At 45.8% G+C, this 19,731-nt stretch carries 19 protein-coding genes, 16 tRNA genes and 1 riboswitch; of the genes, 6 read left to right on the top strand and 29 right to left on the bottom strand.

What is annotated here, in order from left to right; all coding sequences use genetic code 11:
• Window positions 1-32 precede the first annotated feature (32 nt).
• On the bottom strand, window positions 33-842 hold the full coding sequence (locus B1A98_RS13370) for an alpha/beta hydrolase (protein ID WP_063383679.1): 810 nt from the start codon (window positions 840-842) through the stop codon (window positions 33-35).
• Window positions 843-979: 137 nt separating this feature from the next.
• On the opposite strand from B1A98_RS13370, the gene B1A98_RS13365 reads away from it, so the two are divergent.
• Window positions 980-1,504: a gamma carbonic anhydrase gene (locus B1A98_RS13365; protein ID WP_063383678.1), complete on the top strand. Its 525-nt coding sequence runs from the start codon at window positions 980-982 to the stop codon at window positions 1,502-1,504.
• Between the two features lie 26 nt (window positions 1,505-1,530).
• Here B1A98_RS13365 and metK read toward each other — a convergent pair whose 3' ends face one another.
• On the bottom strand, window positions 1,531-2,730 hold the full coding sequence (metK, locus tag B1A98_RS13360; RefSeq protein WP_041114032.1) for a methionine adenosyltransferase: 1,200 nt from the start codon (window positions 2,728-2,730) through the stop codon (window positions 1,531-1,533).
• A 145-nt stretch (window positions 2,731-2,875) separates the two neighbouring features.
• A riboswitch (SAM riboswitch) is annotated at window positions 2,876-3,033 on the bottom strand.
• A gap of 237 nt (window positions 3,034-3,270) precedes the next feature.
• Here metK and pckA point away from each other — a divergent pair.
• Window positions 3,271-4,857, top strand: a complete 1,587-nt coding sequence (gene pckA, locus B1A98_RS13355; RefSeq protein ID WP_041097875.1) for a phosphoenolpyruvate carboxykinase (ATP) — start codon at window positions 3,271-3,273, stop codon at window positions 4,855-4,857.
• Window positions 4,858-4,902: 45 nt separating this feature from the next.
• Here the strand turns inward: pckA and B1A98_RS13350 are convergent, their stop codons facing one another.
• From B1A98_RS13350 to B1A98_RS13330, 5 genes are all read right to left on the bottom strand, one after another.
• Window positions 4,903-7,005: an MMPL family transporter gene (locus B1A98_RS13350; protein ID WP_063383677.1), complete on the bottom strand. Its 2,103-nt coding sequence runs from the start codon at window positions 7,003-7,005 to the stop codon at window positions 4,903-4,905.
• Between the two features lie 239 nt (window positions 7,006-7,244).
• Window positions 7,245-7,487: a DUF2584 domain-containing protein gene (locus B1A98_RS13345; RefSeq protein ID WP_041097879.1), complete on the bottom strand. Its 243-nt coding sequence runs from the start codon at window positions 7,485-7,487 to the stop codon at window positions 7,245-7,247.
• 27 nt (window positions 7,488-7,514) lie between these two features.
• A complete protein-coding gene (locus tag B1A98_RS13340) occupies window positions 7,515-8,288 on the bottom strand; it encodes an alpha/beta hydrolase family protein (protein ID WP_041114034.1) in 774 nt (257 codons plus the stop codon).
• A gap of 19 nt (window positions 8,289-8,307) precedes the next feature.
• Window positions 8,308-8,784: an RNA deprotection pyrophosphohydrolase gene (ytkD, locus tag B1A98_RS13335; protein ID WP_063383676.1), complete on the bottom strand. Its 477-nt coding sequence runs from the start codon at window positions 8,782-8,784 to the stop codon at window positions 8,308-8,310.
• 115 nt (window positions 8,785-8,899) lie between these two features.
• Window positions 8,900-9,211 (bottom strand): hypothetical protein, encoded by a 312-nt coding sequence (locus B1A98_RS13330; RefSeq protein ID WP_063383675.1) that lies wholly within the window; start codon window positions 9,209-9,211, stop codon window positions 8,900-8,902.
• Between the two features lie 167 nt (window positions 9,212-9,378).
• Here B1A98_RS13330 and B1A98_RS13325 point away from each other — a divergent pair, with 167 nt between their 5' ends.
• Window positions 9,379-9,627, top strand: coding sequence for a DUF6154 family protein (locus tag B1A98_RS13325; protein ID WP_041097887.1), 249 nt, complete (start codon window positions 9,379-9,381; stop codon window positions 9,625-9,627).
• Between the two features lie 80 nt (window positions 9,628-9,707).
• On the opposite strand, the gene B1A98_RS13320 is transcribed toward B1A98_RS13325, so the two are convergent.
• Window positions 9,708-10,148 (bottom strand): Dps family protein, encoded by a 441-nt coding sequence (locus B1A98_RS13320; protein ID WP_063383674.1) that lies wholly within the window; start codon window positions 10,146-10,148, stop codon window positions 9,708-9,710.
• 114 nt (window positions 10,149-10,262) lie between these two features.
• On the opposite strand from B1A98_RS13320, the gene ytzI reads away from it, so the two are divergent.
• The gene (gene ytzI, locus B1A98_RS13315; protein WP_082821621.1) at window positions 10,263-10,415 is read left to right on the top strand and encodes a YtzI protein; all 153 of its coding nucleotides are present in this window, start codon (window positions 10,263-10,265) and stop codon (window positions 10,413-10,415) included.
• Between the two features lie 27 nt (window positions 10,416-10,442).
• On the top strand, window positions 10,443-10,712 hold the full coding sequence (yidD, locus tag B1A98_RS13310; RefSeq protein ID WP_063383762.1) for a membrane protein insertion efficiency factor YidD: 270 nt from the start codon (window positions 10,443-10,445) through the stop codon (window positions 10,710-10,712).
• 72 nt (window positions 10,713-10,784) lie between these two features.
• Here the strand turns inward: yidD and B1A98_RS13305 are convergent, their stop codons facing one another.
• The 5 genes from B1A98_RS13305 to B1A98_RS13285 all read right to left on the bottom strand — a co-directional run bounded on the left by B1A98_RS13305 (window position 10,785) and on the right by B1A98_RS13285 (window position 17,177).
• A complete protein-coding gene (locus tag B1A98_RS13305; RefSeq protein ID WP_063383673.1) occupies window positions 10,785-12,221 on the bottom strand; it encodes an o-succinylbenzoate--CoA ligase in 1,437 nt (478 codons plus the stop codon).
• A 149-nt stretch (window positions 12,222-12,370) separates the two neighbouring features.
• On the bottom strand, window positions 12,371-13,189 hold the full coding sequence (gene menB / locus B1A98_RS13300; RefSeq protein ID WP_041097893.1) for a 1,4-dihydroxy-2-naphthoyl-CoA synthase: 819 nt from the start codon (window positions 13,187-13,189) through the stop codon (window positions 12,371-12,373).
• Between the two features lie 16 nt (window positions 13,190-13,205).
• Window positions 13,206-14,015 (bottom strand): 2-succinyl-6-hydroxy-2,4-cyclohexadiene-1-carboxylate synthase, encoded by an 810-nt coding sequence (gene menH / locus B1A98_RS13295; RefSeq protein WP_063383672.1) that lies wholly within the window; start codon window positions 14,013-14,015, stop codon window positions 13,206-13,208.
• On the bottom strand, window positions 14,006-15,769 hold the full coding sequence (gene menD / locus B1A98_RS13290; protein WP_063383671.1) for a 2-succinyl-5-enolpyruvyl-6-hydroxy-3-cyclohexene-1-carboxylic-acid synthase: 1,764 nt from the start codon (window positions 15,767-15,769) through the stop codon (window positions 14,006-14,008). Before menD ends, menH begins: the two co-directional genes overlap by 10 nt.
• Entirely contained in the window at window positions 15,762-17,177 is a 1,416-nt protein-coding gene (locus tag B1A98_RS13285; RefSeq protein WP_063383670.1) for an isochorismate synthase, read from the bottom strand. The genes menD and B1A98_RS13285 overlap by 8 nt, the downstream gene beginning before the upstream one ends.
• Before the next feature lie 238 nt (window positions 17,178-17,415).
• Between B1A98_RS13285 and B1A98_RS13280 the strand changes: the two genes are divergently transcribed.
• Window positions 17,416-18,165, top strand: coding sequence for a TraR/DksA C4-type zinc finger protein (locus B1A98_RS13280; RefSeq protein ID WP_063383669.1), 750 nt, complete (start codon window positions 17,416-17,418; stop codon window positions 18,163-18,165).
• Window positions 18,166-18,255: 90 nt separating this feature from the next.
• Here the strand turns inward: B1A98_RS13280 and B1A98_RS13275 are convergent.
• From B1A98_RS13275 to B1A98_RS13200, 16 genes are all read right to left on the bottom strand, one after another.
• Window positions 18,256-18,327: transfer RNA gene (locus tag B1A98_RS13275), tRNA-Glu, on the bottom strand.
• A gap of 3 nt (window positions 18,328-18,330) precedes the next feature.
• A tRNA-Ser gene (locus B1A98_RS13270) sits at window positions 18,331-18,421 on the bottom strand.
• Between the two features lie 7 nt (window positions 18,422-18,428).
• Window positions 18,429-18,503 (bottom strand) — tRNA-Asn (locus B1A98_RS13265).
• 6 nt (window positions 18,504-18,509) lie between these two features.
• Window positions 18,510-18,583: transfer RNA gene (locus B1A98_RS13260), tRNA-Ile, on the bottom strand.
• Between the two features lie 13 nt (window positions 18,584-18,596).
• A tRNA-Gly gene (locus B1A98_RS13255) sits at window positions 18,597-18,670 on the bottom strand.
• A 12-nt stretch (window positions 18,671-18,682) separates the two neighbouring features.
• A tRNA-Phe gene (locus B1A98_RS13250) sits at window positions 18,683-18,755 on the bottom strand.
• A gap of 44 nt (window positions 18,756-18,799) precedes the next feature.
• Window positions 18,800-18,876: transfer RNA gene (locus tag B1A98_RS13245), tRNA-Asp, on the bottom strand.
• A gap of 3 nt (window positions 18,877-18,879) precedes the next feature.
• Window positions 18,880-18,953, bottom strand: a tRNA-Met gene (locus B1A98_RS13240).
• Between the two features lie 33 nt (window positions 18,954-18,986).
• Window positions 18,987-19,079 (bottom strand) — tRNA-Ser (locus B1A98_RS13235).
• Window positions 19,080-19,095: 16 nt separating this feature from the next.
• Window positions 19,096-19,172: transfer RNA gene (locus B1A98_RS13230), tRNA-Ile, on the bottom strand.
• Window positions 19,173-19,179: 7 nt separating this feature from the next.
• Window positions 19,180-19,253 (bottom strand) — tRNA-Met (locus B1A98_RS13225).
• A 19-nt stretch (window positions 19,254-19,272) separates the two neighbouring features.
• Window positions 19,273-19,348: transfer RNA gene (locus tag B1A98_RS13220), tRNA-Ala, on the bottom strand.
• Window positions 19,349-19,373: 25 nt separating this feature from the next.
• Window positions 19,374-19,447, bottom strand: a tRNA-Pro gene (locus B1A98_RS13215).
• A 14-nt stretch (window positions 19,448-19,461) separates the two neighbouring features.
• Window positions 19,462-19,538: transfer RNA gene (locus B1A98_RS13210), tRNA-Arg, on the bottom strand.
• A gap of 4 nt (window positions 19,539-19,542) precedes the next feature.
• Window positions 19,543-19,631 (bottom strand) — tRNA-Leu (locus B1A98_RS13205).
• Between the two features lie 5 nt (window positions 19,632-19,636).
• Window positions 19,637-19,711 (bottom strand) — tRNA-Gly (locus B1A98_RS13200).
• Window positions 19,712-19,731 lie beyond the last annotated feature (20 nt).

Below are 19,731 nucleotides of genomic sequence, written 5' to 3'. Positions count from 1 at the left end.
GGCATTTGAAGGGGGACAGGCGTATTGCCGCCTCATTCTTCAATCACGTATCCTAATAAACGGAGACGGTTCTCCACAAACCCTTTTGCATAGTGAAAAACCTCTTCCCTCTCCGGTTCATTAAATATTTCATGATACAAGCCCGGCCATTCCTTGTAATGCATTTCCGACAAATCAAGCCGGTGAAACCATTTTCTGACGGTTTTTTTGTCAACAATCAGATCATGGCCGGCTTGCATGATAAGAAGCGGAACATCCGGCACCTCTCCCGCTTTTAAATCCGCGGTCTTTATTGCCTGCAGCAGCTCGCGGTACCATCGAACGGACACTTTATTAACATAGAGTGCATCTTCCTTATCAGCTTGCCGCACCTCTTCATTTCTTGTCGCCATGTCAACAGTCAGGCCAGAAGAAAACTTTACTGAAGGGGAAAGCGAATTTAATCCATGTGATAGAATATCCATAATTTTTGGTGGTGTATGAATCATTCCCAGACAAGGAGAGGATAAAATAACGCCCGCGGTTTCTACTTCCATTTCCTGCAACAGGCGAATAGCAACTAGCCCTCCCATGCTGTGTCCCAATATAAACAAAGGCAGATCAAACTGATAAGCCGCCTGTATCCAGTCCTTTACTTCGTCGATGTACTCATTAAAAGATGAAATGTGCCCTCTTTGTGCTCTCGATGTCATGCCCTGGCCAGGTAAATCGCCCATAACCACATGAAAGCCGTTTCTGCGCCACATTTCAATCAGCCAACCGTAACGGCCATGGTGCTCCATTGCTCCATGAATCATCATGATAACACCTTTCGGCTGTTGTTCTGTTTCCCATTTCCACATCACGCATCTTCCTCCGGCTTTTTATAGTCCTATACTTTTTTACCTTCTATTATACAAACCAAATCGTTTTAGATAAAATAATAAGCAAATCCAATTCTGTTTTCCTTTGCGGGAACATGAAAGAAGGAGAGAAAAAGATGATCTATCCTTACAATAACAAAACACCTGAGATTGCTGAATCTGCCTACATAGCTGATTATGTAACCATTACCGGCGACGTGACAATCGGCGAAGAAACCAATATTTGGTTCAACACTTCGATACGTGGAGATGTCGCTCCGACAGTGATTGGCAGCAAAGTAAGCATTCAAGACAATTCTGTGCTTCACCAAAGCCCAAACAACCCGCTTATCATTGAAGATGAAGTAACAATCGGCCACCAAGTGATTCTTCATAGCTGTAAAATTCGAAAGCAAGCGCTGATCGGCATGGGCTCCATTATTCTTGACAATGCAGAAATTGGGGAAGGAGCTTTTATTGGAGCCGGCAGCCTTGTTCCTCAAGGAAAAGTCATTCCCCCTCATTCTGTCGCCTTTGGACGGCCGGCGAAAGTGATCCGTCCAGTGAATGAGGAGGACAAAAAAGACATGGAACGCATCGTTAGAGAATACGTTGAAAAAGGCCAATATTACAAAAGCATACAAAAAAATCCTGAGGGCTAAGCAGTCCCCAGGATTTTTTCTTTTGATTAATTTGCCGCCTGGCTTTTCAGAATTTCAGCCTTGTCTGTTCTTTCCCAAGGAAGGTCGACATCCACACGGCCGAAGTGTCCGTACGCTGCTGTTTGTTTGTAGATTGGACGGCGAAGGTCAAGCATATTGATAATGCCTGCCGGACGCAAATCAAAGTTGCTGCGCACAAGTTCAACAAGCGCTTCTTCAGAAACCTTGCCCGTGCCAAACGCATCAATCGCAATCGAAACAGGCTGAGCCACACCGATTGCATAAGCAAGCTGAACTTCACATTTATCAGCAAGACCGGCAGCTACAATATTTTTCGCTACATAACGAGCGGCATAGGCTGCTGAACGGTCTACTTTTGTCGGATCTTTACCGGAGAAGGCACCGCCGCCGTGACGTGCATAACCGCCATACGTATCAACGATAATCTTGCGGCCGGTTAACCCAGCATCTCCCTGAGGTCCGCCAATCACAAAGCGGCCTGTCGGATTAATAAAGAATTTTGTATTTTCATCAATTAATTCAGCAGGAACAACCGGATCAATGACATGTTGGCGCAAATCGCTTTGAATTTGCTCAAGCGTCACTTCTGGATGATGCTGTGTGGAAATAACAATTGTATCGATTCTTACCGGCTTGTCGTTTTCATCATATTCAACTGTCACTTGTGTTTTTCCGTCCGGACGCAAATAAGAAAGTGTTTCTTCTTTTCTCACCTTTGTCAGCTGACGGGATAATTTATGAGCTAGGGAAATTGGCAGCGGCATTAATTCTGCTGTTTCATTACAAGCAAAACCAAACATTAACCCTTGGTCTCCCGCACCGATCGCTTCGATTTCTTCATCGCTCATCTGGCCTTCACGTGCTTCAAGCGCAACGTCTACTCCTGCCGCAATATCCGGGGACTGTTCATCGATAGATGTCAGCACGCCGCAAGTATCCGCATCAAAGCCATACTTGGCACGCGTGTAGCCAATCTCTCTGATGGTTTCCCGAACAATTTTATTAATATCGACATAAGAAGAGGTTGTAATCTCCCCCGCTACGAGCACAAGCCCAGTGGTAACAGATGTTTCTGCTGCTACACGTGCATTTGGATCTTTTGATAAGATTTCATCCAGGATTGCATCGGAAATTTGATCGCAAATCTTATCCGGATGCCCTTCAGTGACTGACTCTGAAGTAAAGAGACGACGATTGTTAGTCATGAAACTTCCTCCTTAAAAATGATCAACTGACTGCCGATCGTTAATGGTACGGTACTCATTTCCCCTAAGTTTATCCTTTTAAAATAAAAAAACCCCTCCTGAAATAAAGAGAGGAAAGGTTGGTCTTATCAACATAGGCCTTTCACTCTTATCGTTCAAGGTTTTGCCCTTGCTGCAGGTTAGCACCTTTGTCTTGAATACCACTTATATTCATAAGTACTGACAGTCAGGATAACTGACAGTCAATCAAGCAGGTTGCCGGGCTTCATCGGGCCTGTCCCCTCCGCCAGCTCAGGATAAGAGTATCCGTTCAAGGTTACATAATACGAAATCCAATCAGTAATGTCAACTGCTTTAGCGTAAAAAATTCCTTGTTTTTTCAGTTTCTTTTTATAGAAAATCGGACAAGATTAAATAAAAAATGTCACAAAAAAAATAAGTGAATAGTATAGACTATTAAACGTAATGTGTTATACTAATTTTTGAGCAAATACTGAGAGAACAACTACTTAAATTCAGATAAAGGATGGTTATTAATTTATGAAGACTGCAAGCGTTTCAAGCGAAATTCTGGAACTTTTAAAAGGTGGCAACGTAACAATGCAGCCATCTGTACCGTTGCTCGTAGAAAAAGTACTGAATCGCAAAGAAGGCGTGTTAACTGCTTCTGGAGCGGTTCGTGCCGAAACAGGCAAATACACTGGACGTTCTCCTAAAGATAAATTTATCGTTGAGGAGCCATCAGTAAAAGATAAAATTGATTGGGGCACAGTGAATGAACCGATTTCTGCTGAGGTGTTTGATCAATTATACACGAAAGTGATCAATTATTTAAAGGAAAGAGAAGAATTATTTGTTTTCAAGGGATTTGCAGGAGCGGACCCGGCTCACCGCCTACCGATCCAAGTCATCAACGAATATGCTTGGCATAACCTGTTTGCCCATCAGCTGTTCATCCGCCCATCGGAGGAAGAATTAAAAAGCCATCAAGCCGGCTTTACGATTGTTTCTGCTCCGAACTTTAAAGCAGACCCTGCAGTAGATGGAACGAGATCAGAAGCATTTATCATCATTTCTTTTGAGCGCCGCATCGTTTTGATCGGCGGAACGGAATATGCAGGAGAAATGAAAAAATCTATTTTCTCTGTCATGAACTTCTTGCTTCCTGAAAACGACATTCTATCTATGCATTGCTCAGCCAATGTAGGCTATGAAGGCGATGTTGCTTTATTCTTCGGACTTTCCGGCACAGGAAAAACAACATTAAGCGCAGATCCAAACCGCCGTTTAATCGGGGATGACGAGCATGGCTGGTCTGCTAACGGGGTATTCAACATTGAAGGCGGCTGCTATGCAAAAACGATTGGCCTTTCCCGTGAAAAAGAACCGCAAATTTTTGATGCGATCCGTTTCGGTTCCGTTCTTGAAAATGTTGTACTGGATGAAAATTCCCGTATTCCGAATTACAACGACAACCGCTTAACAGAAAATACGCGCGCCGCTTACCCGCTGCAAGCTATTGACAACATTGTTGACCCAAGCGTAGCCGGCCATCCAAATACAATTATTTTCTTAACAGCTGATGCGTTCGGCATCTTGCCTCCAATCAGCAAATTAACGAAAGAGCAAGCAATGTACCATTTCTTGAGCGGTTACACATCTAAACTTGCTGGTACAGAGCGTGGAGTGACATCTCCGCAAGCAACCTTCTCTACTTGCTTCGGCTCGCCATTCCTTCCGCTTGAGGCTACACGCTATGCGGAAATGCTCGGCAAGAAAATCGATGAGCACAACGTTCAAGTTTTCCTTGTGAACACAGGCTGGACTGGCGGCGAATACGGTGTCGGTTCCCGCATGAAGCTGGCTTATACACGGGCTATGGTGCAAGCAGCTCTTGAAGGCGAATTAAATAATGTTGAAACTTATACAACTAAAACATTCGGCCTGCAAATTCCGCTTCATGTACCTGGTGTACCTGATGACGTTCTCATCCCTCGCAAAGCTTGGGCTGATGAAGATGCCTTTATGACAAAAGCGGCAGAGCTTGCTGGCAAATTCCGTGAAAACTTCAAGAAGTTCTCCAATGTTCCAAAAGAAATTATTGAACTTGGCGGACCACAAATTTAATAAACCAAACTGAAAGGACATCGCCAATTCGGCGATGTCCTTTTTCTATGAATGGTTCCGGCGCATGCCCGCCCGGTCTTTTTCAAAAACAAGCAGCAAGGAAGGCAGCAGCAAGCCGCGAACAATAAAGGTATCAATTAATATGCCCACAGCAACAATAAAACCGAAAACAAATAAGATTTCAATAGGCTGTGTCATTAATACGGCAAAGGTCGCCGCCAAAATAATACCGGCGGATGAAATCACTCCTCCTGTTTTAGCCACTGCAATGCTTACCGCTTCATTGAGCGGGTGGCTGCCGCGCTCTTCGGTATATCTTGATACTAAAATAATATTGTAGTCGATTCCTAATGCCACAAGGAAAATGAAAGAGTACAGCGGCACACGGGTACTGATGGCATCAATTCCAAACAAAGCTTTAGTTAAAAACATGCCAAGTCCGAGAGCCGCCAGGAACGACAGCAGAATGGTGCCGACCATATAAAGCGGCATTTTCACAGAGCGGGTTAAGAGGACAAGCATCACAAAAATCAATAATGTTTCTAACAAGACGATCACTTTCAAATCACGGCTGTTTAACAGGCGGTCATCCAGCTTCTCAGCTGTTTCTCCGGCAAAATAAAGTGTGCCCTTGGCTTCGGCGTTTGTTGCAATCTTCTCTGCCCGTTTCCGGAGCTGGGCGAGAGCATCCATAGCCGGCGACTCATAAGGGCTTCCTGTAAAGGACAAGGAAAGTTCATGTGCTTTCCCGTCTTTCGTGGAGCCTTCTACTCGTACCTTGGCTACTCCCTTCTGCTTCTCTAGCTCAGCCGCCAGTTTGGCCATATCTCCTTGTCCTTCAAACAGAACAGTCGTTGGAGCTAAATCGCCAGCGGCAAATTTTTTCTCAATGATTTCATACCCTTCTAAAGACGGCATATCATCCGGAAAAGATTTCAGCGTGTTAAATTCATATTTTACATTAAATACGTTCAAGGAAGCGAGGAGAAGCAAGATGACGACAGTGCTGCCAATAACAAGCGGTTTGGCTGTCACAAAACGGGCAATGCGTCCCCAGATTCCCTCTTCCGCTTCGATCGCGTCCCCTGTTTTCGGCACTCTCGGCCAGAATGATTTTCTTCCAAACAGCACGAACAGTGCGGGAACCAGTGTAACCGAAGCCAGCATAATAACAGCAACGACCGTGGCAAAGATAGGCGCGAAATTTTGATAGTCGCGGATAACAGCAAAAAAGAGAACAAGCATAGCAGCGAGTACGGTGCCCCCGGAAAAGAATACAGGCTCTCCCGTTTCACGCATGGCCTGCTTCATTGCCTCAAATTTGCTCTCCTGGCGTCTTAATTCTTCCCGGTAGCGGGCAAGAACAAACAAGGAATAATCCGTTACCGCTGCAAATAGCAAAATCGTCATAATAGACAGCGATTGACTGCTCATTTCCAGTCCGGCTTTGCCGTATAATCCCAAAATCCGGTCTGTTACCGCATAGACCACCATTGATGCCAGCAAAGGAATGAAGGCAAGGAGCGGCGAACGGTAAATAACGATCAACAGCACGAGGATCAGCCCCACAGTTGATAAGAGAAGAACGATATCAGCTTGGGAAAATAACGCTGTTGTATCTACGGCGATGCCAGCTGGACCAGTCACACGCACTTGCAGATCCTCGGTTTCTTCCTTGGCTATGTTCGTTACAGATTGAATTGCCGGCTTCAACTCATCGCTTTCCAGTCCTTCCTGAAAAACCAGCGGAATGGCTGCAGCTGAACGATCCATTGACATAAATTCGTTTTGTGCGGGGGGAGGAAGCTGGCTGAACGGCACAATTTCCTTTAAATTTTTTATTTCCTTGCGCTCAATGGCTGCCATGGCTTTAGCAAGTTGGGCTGTTTCAATTTCCTGATTATCAGCATTAAAAACGAGAATAGCTGGTATGCCTTTATCATTTGGAAAATATTGATCCGTTTTTTCAGCCGCTTCCATTGCTGGAGAATCGCTGGGAAGCGATTGAATAGAAGATGCGCTATACTCACGCGAACTTGGAGCCAAAGCACTTAACCCGCCTGCCAGCAGCAGCCAGATAAGCAGAACGGCCCACATTCCTTTTTTGGTAGAAACCCAATCAGTCACAGGCTTAAGTACTTTCTTCATCTTTTCTCCTCCTCTTCCTTCCATGTCCCTGATCGAACAATAAAAGATGGCCTATTTCTTTTTTATTTAGGCCGGTTCATTAATATAATTGCTGGCTGATGGATCGATTGAAAGGCATTCATCTTTGAAGCCGGAGATCCCTTGCTTCTTACTAAAGAACGGTGCTTATGGAATTACACTTTCCAATAAAAGATAAAAGCAAACAAAAGCGGCTGAAAATTATTTCGCCGCTTTTTTCGTCAATTTGTCGAATTTAAAGAAATCAACCTGTATGTAATTTCCGTCTGCTCTTTTTGCCATTCAACTTTTTCAATAATAGCTGTGCCAGTAATATCCCCGTTCTTGGTTTTAAACACATGAATAGGAATATCTATCGGATACAGACGATATCCCTCTTTCGTTAAAGAAAACAAATTTTCCTCTTTTCTTTGCTCTCTTCCTTTTGTTACAATCATCGTATTTAGTTCCATTGGCATCCCCATGCCTTCTCCTCCTCGCCATTGTGAGTCTTATTGTTTTTTCATCCAAGCGCATAAATCCATCACAATCTGCCGGTTCACCGCCGGGGGAAAGTAATGGTCATATTGATTAAAGTACCACGTTTCAGCCGGATGTTCCACCTGCTTCAGCCTCTCTTCCAGGCGAAAAGCATGCTCAGGGGAGACATTCTTATCTCTCAGCCCATGAATAATCAAAACAGGCGGCTTCAGTCGTTCAAGCTGATAAAGCGGCGTACGCCACTCATAGAGCTCCTCCTGCTTATAAGGGCTGGCGCCAATCACTCTTTTCATCATCCGCCGCAAATCTTTTCTTTCTTCATAGGTCAATCTCATATCAGACACTCCGCCCCATGTCACAACAGAAGCAGCCTCCTCTTTTTCCAGAGCAGTCAGCAACGCCATCACACCGCCTCGGGAAAACCCAAAAATATGTACCCGGCCGGTGACACGCGGATGCGATTGCAGCAACTCAAAAGCTGAAAAAGCATCTTCTCTGTCTTCACCGGCAAAATCCTCATTTCCCTCCCCGCCGCGGTTGCCGCGATAAAAAGGGGCAAAAACAATAAAGCCTTCAGAGGCAAACTGGGCAATTCGTGCCGGCCGAACCATGCCTACATTTTTGATGCCGCCCCGCAAGTACAGAAAACCATCGTATAGGCCCTCCTGCACCGGCTCAGCAAGCAGTCCCTTGATCTTCAGGTCTCCTGACCAATAAGTGACCATAGAAAGGTGCACATGCGGATTAGGAGAAGGGAAACGAAAGCATTCAATGATTCTCTCCATCTTATCACCACGTCCATCATCATGTTAGCCGCTGTTCTTCCCACAAGAATTCCAGCGTTCTTTCGACCACTTCATCTTGCATTAAAAAGCTAAAACGCTTGTCCATTCTCTCTGCAAGCAAATCCTCTCCGAATAACACTGGACCCGCTGTTTCCAAGTAATGGTCTCTTCTTTCTATTTTCCCTATCTCCGCAAAAAAAATCGCTTTAACGAACGGAACTTCGGGTTGCTTCACAAAATATTCGCCAATGAATCGCAGCTTTTCAATAACCGCTCCTGTCTCTTCAAACACTTCGCGTCTCGCTGCCTCTTCAACCGTCTCTCCCTCTTCTACCTTTCCTCCGGGAAATTCCAATCCACGCTGCGGGTGAAGCGTCAGCAGCCAATCCTGCTTGAAACGGCAAAAAACAAGGACATGCCGGGCGGACAATGAAAAGGCGTCCCGCTTAAAAGCAAGCGTCACCCGGCAGCCATTTTTATCTGTAAACTCAATCATGCCTTCCCCCTGCTTCCGTCGTCCACAGTTACAAGCGGCGGCGCTTGTACAGTTTGACAAGTTTGAGTTTATTATACCTTATTTTGCTTAGCAGGGGCGAACAAAGTCCCGCGAATTAAAAATCCCCCATCTCTTCTATATGCTGCTTCGCCTCTTCGTCGCCAAGCTCATAAATCATCTGATAGACTTTTCGCAGATGGTCATCATATTGGTCATTTCCAGAGTCTTTATGATATTCGCGATAAGGAATATGCGCGCGCAGAAAGTTGCCTATTTCTACCGAGTAATTGGCATCAAACAACTCTCTCAGCGACGTAATTTCTTCATCCGATGCGTAAATTTTAAAGCTCCAAGGAGAGACGGTTGGCTTTCTCATAATTTCTCCCGTTTCGATAGCAATGTAATATACGTTTTTTCCTTCTTCCATGTTAGACACCTCCTTTGCTTATCGTTCCCTGTCCGTTCGTAAAAATGACTGAAATGAAACATTTTCTCTGCTTGCTTATTCATTGGTTTATTTGGCCGAATTGGGGTATAAATGTTAATAAGGAAGAAAAAGAACGCTCATACATTACAGCAAAGGAGAAGGTCCACTTGAAATTAGTAGATGAATTATTTGAAATGTACCGCGGAAAACTTCAAGGTACAGAAGAAGACCTGGACATGATTACGTTGGCAGTGCTTGAACAGCTTTCACAAAAAGAAATCCTGTCGATCATTAAAGAATTAAATGAAGACGAATTGACGTACTTCTTCCGTCTTTATTTATTTGAAGCATTAAAGCAAAAATTTGATATGGATAGTATGGGGGACAATTTCGACGACAACCGCTTATACCATTAAATACATAATTGATGACCGCTTACACAATAAAAGGATGCTCTCCGATTGGAGGCATCCTTTTGGCTGTTCATTCTTTTTTCTTATTTTCCTAAGAAGGACTTTAGCATCCAGACATGCTTCTCAAGCCCTTGATGAATAGAAAGCAGCATGTCGCCTGTTGTTTCATCATTTACTTCTGCCGCAAGATCCATCGCTTCTTTTAATTCATTGATCATGGTTGTAAAATCATCCACCGTGGATTGAACCATTTGTTCCGCTGTTTCCCCGCCTTCTGCTTCATTGACAGAAGCCATCGCCAAGGATTCTTTCAGCGTAGCCACCGGCTTGCCCTCTAAGGCCAGCAAACGCTCAGCCAACTCATCAATATGAACACCTGCTTCTGTGTAAAACTCTTCAAACTTTTCATGAAGCGCGAAGAATTGTTGGCCCTTAACAAACCAGTGATAATTATGTAATTTAGTGTACATCACCGTCCAGTTGGCGATTTGCTTGTTTACACTTTCAATCAATTGTTGAGACATCTTTTTACTCCTCCTATTCATTTTCCTGCTATTTTAGTTATTACCCTGATTGTTGCATTTTCAAACTCGTTCTCTTCACTAAAAATGATATAATGGTCACGGGAGGGAAGTCAATTGATTACCATTATGATTATTTCTGTTGTCATTATTGCCGTTGTTATCGCCCTGTCTGTTTTTACGGTGAACAAAGGCTACGCCTTCAAGCATACGATTGATCCGCTGGAGAACAACCCGCATTTGCCAAAAGACGATGAAAGCAAGCAGTAAATTCGAGATAAAGGCGGATGTTTGATGATGAAACAATTGTTTATCCTTGTAATCCGATTTTACCAGAAGGTGATTTCTCCATTAAAGCCGCCTACCTGCCGTTTTTATCCGACATGTTCTCATTACGGGCTAGAGTCTGTCAAGCGGTTTGGTGCGTGGAAAGGCGGGTATTTAACGGTGGTTCGCCTGTTGAAGTGCCATCCGTTTCATCCCGGCGGCTTTGATTTTGTTCCGGAAACGTGGGAGGATCGTAAAAAGCCGCAAACACAGAATCCAAATGAAATAAATAAAAGCTGACACAGAAAGCGGGAAACCTCCAGCTTTCTGTGTCAGCTTTTTTGCGGAAAGCACACTCTCCTATTCGCTTTTTTAATCCAATGGCACCTTCAGCTCACGGCGCAGCAGTTTTTTAGAAGCATTTCTCGGCAGACAATCCATTTTTATGAAATAAGCCGGACACTTATATTTTGCCAGCCTCTCTTCGCAGAACTGACGCAGCTCTTCTTCAGTAACCGGCTCTCTTTCGACTATAAAAGCGGCAGGAACTTGTCCCCACTTATCATGAGCTACACCAGCGACACCAGCCTCTCTCACGGAAGGATGACTGAGCAGGACAGACTCCACTTCAGCAGGGTAGACATTTTCCCCTCCGGAGATGATTAGATCGGAACGGCGGTCCAGAACGAATAAGAAGCCTTCTTCATCTACATAACCAATATCCCCGGTATGGAACCATCCATCCGCAAAAGCAGCCTGATTCGCTTCCTCGCGATTCAAATAGCCAGGGGTGACATTCGGTCCTTTCACCAAGATCTCCCCTTCTGAGAAAGGCGGAGCAGCAATTTTCAGCTGGCACGGAAAGAGCGGTTTTCCGGCTGATCCAAGCTTTGTTAAGCTATATTCGGGAGGCAATGTCACAATTTGCGAAGCAGTCTCTGTCATTCCATAGGTTTGAAACACAGGAATCTTTTTCTCTTCACAAGCTTCCAGAAGAGGCTTTGGAGCCGGCCCTCCACCGAGCAGCATACAGCGGAAATTGGGATGGTAGCGTCCCTCCAGCGATTCTATAAGTCGGGAGAGCATAGCGGAAACGACAGAAATAATCGTTCCTTCTCCCTTCTGTAAAGACTCATTAATCACACGTTCATCAAAATGGGTATATAAGCGCACCGGAATTCCATAAAGGACACTGCGCATCAAAATAGAATAACCGCTTATATGAAAAATCGGCACGGCACAAAGCCAGCAATCATTTTCCTGGAGACCTAAATTAAATACTGAGCCAGTCGCGCTCCACCAGTGATTTCCATAGGTTTGCCGAACCCCTTTTGGTTTTCCTGTCGTTCCTGAGGTATACATAATTGAACATGTATCCTCCAGCCAAAATTCCTCGCGGCCAGCCGCCTGCTCAGCGGGCAAAGGGCTGGATAAGCTTTTGCGAACGAAAGCCCCCTCTAATTTCTCAACGGTCTCTTCGTAAAGAGGATCATAAACAACCGCCGCTAGCTCGGCATCCGTCAATTGCCACATCAACTCTCCCGTTGTCAGCCGGTGATTTAAGAGAACAGCCTCTATTCCCAGCTGCTGGACTGCATGAATCACACACACCGCATCCGGCGTATTTTGGACGAGCAGACCAACCCGCTCCCCAGTCTTTAGCCCTTCTCGTTCCAATTCGGCCGCCCAGCTCAAAGCTTTTTCATACAACTGAGCAAATGTCCAGGCGGTCCCTTCAAAAAATAAGGCCGGACGATCAGGTGTCAGCAGAACCCGCTGTTTTAACCAGTTTGGCACCCTTTCAGCCATCTTCATTCCTCCTATCCTGCTCTGGCTGGCTGACAAAAAAAGCTTGATGGCTGCCCATCAAGCTTTTTTATGCACCCGCCAGCCGGAGGGATTTTTAATTAATTACCTCTTTCTACAGCTGCGGCATTGTCGTCACCTGCATGCCTGTATTAAGGGAATCTTGGGAATTGTCCAAAGTCTGGCTTGCGCTTTTCTTTGAAAGCGTCTCTTCCTTCTTTCGCTTCATCTGTTGTGTAATACAGGAGCGTCGCATCTCCAGCAAGCTGTTGAAGACCGGCCAGACCATCTGTATCGGCATTCATGGCTGCTTTCAAGAAGCGAAGAGCTGTCGGGCTTTTCTCAAGCATTTCTTCACACCATTTAACCGTTTCTTCTTCCAGCTGCTCAAGCGGGACAACCGTATTTACGAGTCCCATGTCGAGTGCTTCCTGAGCATTGTACTGGCGGCATAAATACCAAATTTCTCTCGCTTTTTTATGACCGACAATGCGAGCCAAGTAACCAGAACCGTATCCGGCATCGAAGCTTCCGACTTTCGGACCTGTTTGACCGAATACCGCATTTTCAGCTGCAATAGTTAAATCGCAAACGACATGAAGAACATGTCCGCCGCCGATCGCATAACCTGCTACCATCGCTACAACCGGTTTGGGAATGACGCGAATTAAACGCTGCAGATCCAGCACATTCAGGCGAGGGATTTCATCCTCTCCTACATATCCGCCGTGACCGCGCACTTTCTGATCGCCGCCTGAACAAAATGCTTTATCGCCGGCTCCTGTTAAAACAATGACACCAATTTTTTCATCATCACGAGCATAGGCAAACGCATCGATCATTTCCATCACAGTTTTAGGACGGAAAGCGTTATGCACCTCAGGACGATTAATGGTGACCTTCGCAATACCGTTGTATGTTTCGTATAAAATATCTTCGTATTGGCGTTCGCTTACCCAATTAATAGCCATCATTCATTCCTCCTTATTATGTACGGGATAAAAACTCCTTTATTATTGTACCAAACTTCGCGGAATCTTCCACATGAATCGCATGTCCCGCTCCGTTTATTTCTTTCCAGACTGACTTTGGAAGCAATTGCGCCATCTCGGAAGCAATCCGTGTAAACTTTTGATCTTCTGTGCCAGTCATGATCAAAACCGGCATAGAAAGCTTAGGCAGAGTCTCCCACCAGGAAGGCTGGACCCCTGTCCCCATTCCTCTTAACGAACCGCTGAGGCCTGCCGGAGAGTTGCGCAGCCGCTCCAGGCGAATGGCCTCCTGCTTCTGCGGCGGCAATTTTTTTTGTGTAGCAAACAGCGGAATATCCTGCCAATATTGAACGAAGGCTTCTATTCCCTCCTGCTCGATCCTTTCCGCCAGCGCCTCATCCGATTGCTGGCGTTCTCTCCGTTCCTCCGCTGTCTTCAGCCCTGGAGAAGCGCTTTCCAGCAGTAAGGACTGCACAAGAGCGGGAAACAGAACAGCAATCGTTAAGGCCAGCCTTCCGCCCATGGAATAGCCAAGCACATGAAACTGGGAATGGCCCAGCTCTGCCATAATAGTTTTCATATCCTCAGCCACCAGCTCTATATTATACTCTCTTCTATCTGCTGGACAGCTGCTCTTGCCGTGGCCGATAATATCGACAGCTATGCACTGATAGCTCTCTTTTAAATGCTTCATCGTCTCTTTCCATGTTTCTGAGCTTCCCGTAAAGCCGTGCAGCAGCAGCAAGGGAGCGCCTTCTCCGTTGATTTCCACGTGATACCGGCGCTGCTGGATGCTTAGGTCCAAAACTGATCACCTGCCGTTAACTGGCTCACTTCCCGCGACACCTTTTCCCATAAACGGCGATGAACGATCACATTTTCAGCCCGGTCGGTGATCGCTTCTATGATCAAAGGCCCTTTTGCCGTTTCTGCTTTCGCCATGCTCTTATCCAGAGAATCTAGGTCTGCCACCTTTTCATAAGCAGCTCCGTACAGTTTAGCGGCATGGGCAAAATCCAGATCGGCTGGCGTTCCGAACAGCTGCTCAAAATGCTTTTCTTCCGAAGCTTGAGGCAAATAAGAGAAAATCCCGCCGCCGTTATTGTTCATCACAATAATCGTTATGTTCAAGTCATTTAACTTTGCGGCCAGCAAACCATTTAAATCATGGAAGAAAGAGAGATCTCCAATGATTAAATAAAGCGGAGGTACAACAGCTGCCGCTCCAAGCGCGCTGGACACTAAACCGTCAATGCCGTTCGCTCCCCGATTGGCCAGCAAGCGGATGCTCCGCTCATCTTCAAAAAAGAAAGAGTCCAGATCACGAATTGGCATACTGTTGCCGACAAATAAGGCTGATCCATCAGGAAGCCGCTTGAGCACTTCATAAAATAGCTTGCCTTCATCCAATTCTTCATGTTCTTCTATACTTTTCATCGCCGCTCTTGCCGTTTGATTGACCTGAATCCAGCTTTTCAACCAAGAGCTTTCTTCTCTTGGCTGATCAAGACAAGAGGAAAGAGCGCGGCAAAACGAGCTTTCATCAGCAGCCAGCATGTGGGTAGCTGCCCCAATCGGATCTCTCCAGCCTCCTCCGCTGTCAATGACGCAATGGATGGCTGCCGCATGCTTACTAATGAATTGCGTGAGCGCTTTAGAAACCGGCATGGCGCCAAAGCGAAGCACCACTTCAAATGATGCTTGTTGTTTAAGGGGCTCATTTCTTAAAAAAGCATCGTAACTATCTATAATGACAGGAGAATGAACGCCTCCGCTCCGCAAGCCTGACAGCGGGTCTGCCAATATGGGGTAGCCGAGCTTTTCAGCCAGTTCCACTACCGCTTTTTCAAACCCTTTCGATTGCTGTTCGCCGCAAACAATAATGCCTCTTGACTTGCCTTTTAAGCTGTCAGCCATTGTTTGTATTTCTTGTGGCGGAAGAACTTTCACGCCTTCTCCGAGATGAACGGATGGCAGCCCCTCTGTTTCAAGCCGATCAAACACTCCATCATAATCAGGAAGCAGCGGCTCACGAAAAGGAAAATTTAAATGTACGGGACCGGCTGGCGATTGCTGAGCTGCGTGCACTGCTTTAGCCGCCGCAATTCGCACGTAGCGAAGCATGCTTTCTTCAGCATCCGGCAGCGCCATTTCAGCAAACCATTTTACATGAGTTCCATATAACCGGTTTTGGTCAATCGTTTGCGGCGCTCCTGCGTCTCGCAGTTCATGCGGACGATCTGATGTCATGACAATCAGAGGAATCCGTGCATTTTTCGCTTCTGTCACTGCAGGCAGATAATTAGCTGCAGCTGTACCTGATGTACATAACAAAGCAGCCGGTTTGCCGGAAGCTTTAGCTAATCCAAGAGCAAAAAAAGCAGCCGAACGCTCATCTACTTGAATATATACTTTTATCTCCGGGTGTTCCGCTAATAAAAGCGCCATAGGAGTAGACCGCGAACCCGGACTAATCACGGCGCTTTCTACTCCTGCCCTTACAAGCCCATCAATGAAATGAGCATTATATAATGTTAAGTTTTCTCGGTTACTACTCATCAGCCATTTCTCCTAACGCCCGCAGCATGGGCCGAAACTTAATACGCGTTTCTGCCAGCTCGCTTTCTGCCTCTGAATCTGCTACAATTCCGCATCCGGCATACAAAAATGCTTGCTGCTTGCTCAATAAGCCTGAACGGATGGCAACAGCAAATTCACCATTTTTCCGGTAATCCATCCAACCAACGGGACCAGCATAAAATCCTCTATCCATTTCCTCTAGACGGCGGATCACCGGAAGCGCTTTGTCATTAGGTAGTCCGCCAAGCGCAGGTGTTGGATGAAGCCTTTCAACGAATTGCAAAATCGAACGGCCTTCATCTGTTATCCCGGTAACAGGCGTGTATAGGTGCTGAATATCTCTTACCTTCATTAGTCCCGGAGCTGACGGGATATTGACCGTATGGCATAAAGCCTCCATCTCTCGCTTAATCATTTGAACCACATACTCATGCTCTATGCGATTCTTCTCATCATCCAGCAATTCATTCCCGAGAGCGTCATCCTCCTCGTCAGTTCCGCCTCTTTTAATCGAGCCGGCAAGACAAGTAGACAAGGCGATGTCGTTTCGCTTGCGGACCAATCGTTCGGGAGACGCGCCGAGAAAGCAAGATTCCATCGCTTCCAACGAGAAAACAAAGCTGTCCGGCTGCTGCTTCATCAATCGTTCCAGCACGTTGTCCTGGTCGATTTCTTGATTAAAGCCAGCAATAATTTTTCTTGCAAGAACAACTTTTTTCAGCTCATCATCTGAGCGAATTTGTTTAACAGCTTCGTTCACTGCTTCCTTCCATTGCTCGGTGTTTTGCTCTTTTATATAAGCAAATTGCTTATGCTCGTCCGGCTGCTGCGCGCTCGCCTGTGTGAGCAGCCAGTCCTTTTTCGATTCCAGCTTATCTATGAGCGCCTCCAATTCATCAGAAGGGCAAATAACGTTCGTCGTTAAATAGCATTCTCCTTCATAGATCGTTAACATATATTCCGGCAAATAAAAAAAGGCAGAGGAAAATTTAGACCATTCTTCTTCCTGTTTTTGTTGGGGATCAAAAGAAAAGCCGCCAAATAAAACCGGCCCTACCCCATACGCATCGAAAGAGTTGTGAATAAATGAACATTTAATCATATCATTCCATTTCTCTTCCGTTTCTGCATAACGGGATCGATCTGTTTTTTCGTTGCGTATTGTATAAATATTGCCTAAGCCGACAATTTCCACTTCTCCGTCGCGATCTTTCCAAAAAAAGCGTTCCCCCGCATAAAGAGCTCGTCCGCTTTGGTAAAATTGCAAAGAATCTATCCAATCAATCTTTTCGACATAACTAAATAAAGTTGTTCGTTTATTATGTTGCTTTTCAAGAATAGACTGCACAAAGGCTTCTTTGATCGGCTGGCTTTTTATAGTAGACAATGAACTCTCCTCCATTGCACTTAAATCAATTATTCATTCTAGTCAAACCTATTTAAAGATACACCTCCAGAACTCTTCCTGTCAATCATTCCCCACTTTATTTACCGTCAATCGCATAAATAACAACCACGCTCTCTTCTTCATAAAATTTCTATCCATGTTTCAAATAAAAAAAGAAAGGAAATAAGAAGAATAAGTTCATTTCATCGATTAAAAGAGAAAGAAGGATGTGAAAGAGATGTTATCTAATCAACAACTGCGTTCATTAAAGAATGATTTGCTCATACAAAAAGAACAGCTTCTTCATCATACAGACAGGGAAGGAACAGAAAAAGAGGCGGGGAGCCAACAAGAGACAACAGGAGAGCTTTCTATGTACGATAATCACCCAGCGGACATAGCCACAGAGTTATATGAGAGAGAAAAAAATCAAGCATTAAGCGAACATCATGAAAGTGAATTAAAAAAGGTGGAAAGAGCACTAGAAAGAATGAACGACGGGAGGTACGGCAAATGTCTTGAATGCGGAAAGGATATTTCTTTTGATCGTCTTCAAGCGGTGCCTGCCTCTCTCTACTGCATAGAGCATACACCAGAAAGAACAATAGCTGCTGACCGTCCAGTTGAAGAGAAGATTCTTCAACCAGGCATCAATGGACGCTTTCAACACGAAGATGCAGAAATAAAAGATTACGGAGACAGCTTCCAAGAAGCAGCTAACTACGGAACCTCGGAAACGCCTTCTGACTTTATGGAAGGACAGAGAACGTACAATGATTTATATGAAGATATAGAAGAGACTGGCGAAGGAGTAACAGAAGACTACGAAAATTTCACCGCAACAGATGCGAAAGGAGAAAATAACGGATTTTATCGGTCTTCAAAAGAACAAAAATACGCAGAAGAATTAGAAGAAGAACAGATTGAATCGCCGTTAGGCGACATTCCTTACAAAGAAAAAGATAGTTACTTGAAGGACAAAAAATAACAGAAAGCCGCTTGCAGATAAGAACAAGCGGCTTTCTTCTTTATTATCATCGAACAAAAAAAGCTTCCATTTGCTTGGAAGCTTTTTTTATGACCCGTACGGGATTCGAACCCGTGTTACCGCCGTGAAAGGGCGGTGTCTTAACCGCTTGACCAACGGGCCTTATGGCGGAGAAGGAGGGATTTGAACCCTCGCGCCGCTTACGCGACCTACACCCTTAGCAGGGGCGCCTCTTCAGCCTCTTGAGTACTTCCCCAAAAATATGGCTCCGCAGGCAAGATTCGAACTTGCGACCGATCGGTTAACAGCCGATTGCTCTACCACTGAGCTACTGCGGAACGAAGTGGGCCTGAATGGACTTGAACCATCGACCTCACGCTTATCAGGCGTGCGCTCTAACCAGCTGAGCTACAGGCCCATTTAACATAAAATGGAGCGGGTGATGGGAATCGAACCCACGACATCAGCTTGGAAGGCTGAGGTTTTACCATTAAACTACACCCGCGAATATAAAAGGTGGCTCAGGACGGAATCGAACCGCCGACACATGGATTTTCAGTCCATTGCTCTACCGACTGAGCTACTGAGCCATCAAAAAATATGCGTTTGTAAACCTTCAATACTATGTATCAAATGGCGGTCCGGACGGGACTCGAACCCGCGACCTCCTGCGTGACAGGCAGGCATTCTAACCAACTGAACTACCGGACCAGATTGCGGGGACAGGATTTGAACCTGCGACCTTCGGGTTATGAGCCCGACGAGCTACCAGACTGCTCCACCCCGCGACAATAAGAGTATTCATCTTCCTAAAAATCAAATGGCGGAGGAAGAGGGATTCGAACCCCCGCGCGGTTTAACCCGCCTGTCGGTTTTCAAGACCGATCCCTTCAGCCAGACTTGGGTATTCCTCCGTTATGACTATTCAAATGGTGGACCTTGCAGGACTCGAACCTGCGACCGGACGGTTATGAGCCGTCTGCTCTAACCAACTGAGCTAAAGGTCCAAGTAAGTAGCGGCGGAGGGGATCGAACCCCCGACCTCACGGGTATGAACCGTACGCTCTAGCCAGCTGAGCTACACCGCCAAAATGAATAATAAACTATTGGTGGAGCCTAGCGGGATCGAACCGCTGACCTCCTGCGTGCAAAGCAGGCGCTCTCCCAGCTGAGCTAAGGCCCCAAATTATAGAGTGATTCATCAAATATCGGGAAGACAGGATTCGAACCTGCGACCCCTTGGTCCCAAACCAAGTGCTCTACCAAGCTGAGCTACTTCCCGGCTTGCTATATGTATGGCGCGCCCGAGAGGAGTCGAACCCCTAACCTTTTGATCCGTAGTCAAACGCTCTATCCAATTGAGCTACGGGCGCAAAGTGGTGCCGAGGACCGGAATCGAACCGGTACGGTAGTCACCTACCGCAGGATTTTAAGTCCTGTGCGTCTGCCAGTTCCGCCACCCCGGCATAGATGGAGCGGAAGACGGGATTCGAACCCGCGACCCCCACCTTGGCAAGGTGGTGTTCTACCACTGAACTACTTCCGCATAATGAAGTGCGGGTGAAG

It is taken from the genome of Pseudobacillus badius (assembly GCF_002189605.1).
Taxonomy (GTDB): Bacteria; Bacillota; Bacilli; order Bacillales; family Domibacillaceae; genus Pseudobacillus; species Pseudobacillus badius.
This window is presented reverse-complemented; position numbering and strand designations above follow the sequence as displayed.

Coding starts and splice junctions, on each gene's coding strand:
- B1A98_RS13350 (WP_063383677.1), bottom strand. CDS start 7,005: ATGAAGAAAGTACTTAAGCCTGTGACTGATTGGGTTTCTACCAAAAAA.
- menD (WP_063383671.1), bottom strand. CDS start 15,769: ATGAGTAGTAACCGAGAAAACTTAACATTATATAATGCTCATTTCATT.
- B1A98_RS13370 (WP_063383679.1), bottom strand. CDS start 842: ATGTGGAAATGGGAAACAGAACAACAGCCGAAAGGTGTTATCATGATG.
- B1A98_RS13330 (WP_063383675.1), bottom strand. CDS start 9,211: ATGGAAGAAGGAAAAAACGTATATTACATTGCTATCGAAACGGGAGAA.
- menB (WP_041097893.1), bottom strand. CDS start 13,189: ATGGCTATTAATTGGGTAAGCGAACGCCAATACGAAGATATTTTATAC.
- ytkD (WP_063383676.1), bottom strand. CDS start 8,784: ATGATTGAGTTTACAGATAAAAATGGCTGCCGGGTGACGCTTGCTTTT.
- B1A98_RS13305 (WP_063383673.1), bottom strand. CDS start 12,221: ATGGCTGAAAGGGTGCCAAACTGGTTAAAACAGCGGGTTCTGCTGACA.
- B1A98_RS13365 (WP_063383678.1), top strand. CDS start 980: ATGATCTATCCTTACAATAACAAAACACCTGAGATTGCTGAATCTGCC.
- yidD (WP_063383762.1), top strand. CDS start 10,443: ATGAAACAATTGTTTATCCTTGTAATCCGATTTTACCAGAAGGTGATT.
- B1A98_RS13340 (WP_041114034.1), bottom strand. CDS start 8,288: ATGGAGAGAATCATTGAATGCTTTCGTTTCCCTTCTCCTAATCCGCAT.
- B1A98_RS13345 (WP_041097879.1), bottom strand. CDS start 7,487: ATGGGGATGCCAATGGAACTAAATACGATGATTGTAACAAAAGGAAGA.
- pckA (WP_041097875.1), top strand. CDS start 3,271: ATGAAGACTGCAAGCGTTTCAAGCGAAATTCTGGAACTTTTAAAAGGT.
- B1A98_RS13320 (WP_063383674.1), bottom strand. CDS start 10,148: ATGTCTCAACAATTGATTGAAAGTGTAAACAAGCAAATCGCCAACTGG.
- B1A98_RS13280 (WP_063383669.1), top strand. CDS start 17,416: ATGTTATCTAATCAACAACTGCGTTCATTAAAGAATGATTTGCTCATA.
- metK (WP_041114032.1), bottom strand. CDS start 2,730: ATGACTAACAATCGTCGTCTCTTTACTTCAGAGTCAGTCACTGAAGGG.